Raw genomic sequence first — 1,751 nt, forward strand, 5'->3', positions numbered from 1 at the left:
CCCAGGAAAAATTACGACAAGGTATTATTTACCGTTCCGCCACGCAAGGAGCTGCCCCGATGTTTGTGCAACCAAAAAAAGGACGGGAAGGGATCAGACCACTGGTAGATCTGAAACGACGGAACGACCTAGTAATCAAAGATTCACCATCCATCCCACGATAACAAGATATCCTGAATGCAGTTGGACGAGCAAAGTACAGAAGCAAAATCGATTTAACCGATGCATACTTTCAGACACGGGTGGAACCCGAAGACGAGAAAAACAATGCGTTCAAATCACTATTTGGAGTAATGGCGAGCAAGGTAATGCTGCAAGGAGATAAAAACGCGCCAGCCACATTTATGCGCATAATGGAAGACATCCTAGGAGAATATCTGCACAACTTTGTGTGGGTCTACATTGATGATATACTAATCTACTCCGACACACCTGAAGAGCACATGACACACCTACGAAAGGTTTGTGAAAAATTACGGACGGCACAGTATTATGCGAGTCGAAAGAAAACAACATTCTTTGCTACACAACTGGAAATTCTTGGTCACATCATTGACGAAAAAGGGATCCATGCAGCCCCTGAAAAAATACGAGTGTTACACGAGTGGCACACGCCATCGACGAAAAAGGAACTCCAAAGGTTCCTGGGATTACTAAACTACGTGGCACAGTTCTGCCACACCATGCCACACTGGCAGCCCCACTCACCGATTTGACCGGAGATGCCGAATTCATATGGACAGAACTCCAAGACCGAGCTATGGACAATATAAGAAAATTGCTGCAGGAACAACAAGTGATGCAACCCCTGAACGACTCCGGAGAACCAGATATGGCTAATCACGGATGCCTCAAACGTAGGGGTAGGAGCATGGGTAGGACAAGGACCCACTAGTGATACGGCTAGACCAGCGGCGCTCCACAGCAGAAAATTCTCAAATGCACAAATAAACTACGGTACTACCGACAAGGAAGCACTAGCCATCATTGATGCTTTACACAGTTTCAGCCACATATTACTTGGGCGAAAGTTTACGATAGTTACCGACCACCGCCCATTGATACACCTGAAAACAGCAAAAAACCCTAGCAGGAAACAACTTAGATGGTTGACAGAGCTCAGCAAGTACGATGCAAACATAGAATACCAACAAGGATGCAAAAACTATTTAGCTGATGCTCTTTCCCGCGTTTATGAGGACTCAACAACAGACGGCAAAAATCCATACTATGCTAAAGACACTACTCTCGAAACTGACGATCTCTCTGACACCACCATATTCGAAACCACGAAAGCACCAACTCGAGCTACATGTCGGGATACCAACCACCGGCAGTGGAAGAAAGCCCAGCCACCCTGCCACCCGCTGTTCTGCGGGAACCCGAGGCTTGGGCAAATGACCAATTCATCCGTGAAGGTAACGACTGGGGAGACCGAGTCTCACATCCAGGCACCCCACCAGGCGATCGCGCCCATGCTGAAATGCACTTTACGGCATGCGAAATCGACGAATGCCCCTACCACTTAACGGACAAGCTTGGATCGGGATATTCACCTAAGGCGAGATCACATAAATCTGGTACCTCATACGACACCCCTGATGAGGAAACGGCGCGGCAGATGCTATTACTATCAGATGAAATATCACCACCCGAGTTAAGCCACCCCCAACCTACGAAACACGTGGACCCTTCGAAACTCGAAATTCCAATGGAGGAATTACCGAGTAGTCCACCTCCAATACCACTAC

Annotated in this window: 2 protein-coding genes; both read left to right on the forward strand. The window is 47.6% G+C overall.

From position 1 onward, the window contains the following. The first annotated feature begins 173 nt into the window (after positions 1-173). The gene (locus PR809_RS20000; protein ID WP_272524689.1) at positions 174-716 is read left to right on the forward strand and encodes a reverse transcriptase family protein; all 543 of its coding nucleotides are present in this window, start codon (positions 174-176) and stop codon (positions 714-716) included. Positions 717-830: 114 nt separating this feature from the next. Beyond that, the gene (locus tag PR809_RS20160; RefSeq protein ID WP_442959988.1) at positions 831-1,529 is read left to right on the forward strand and encodes a Ty3/Gypsy family RNase HI domain-containing protein; all 699 of its coding nucleotides are present in this window, start codon (positions 831-833) and stop codon (positions 1,527-1,529) included. The last annotated feature ends 222 nt before the right edge of the window (positions 1,530-1,751 follow it).

This window comes from Providencia sp. PROV201 (assembly GCF_028479545.1).
GTDB lineage: Bacteria > Pseudomonadota > Gammaproteobacteria > Enterobacterales > Enterobacteriaceae > Providencia > Providencia huaxiensis.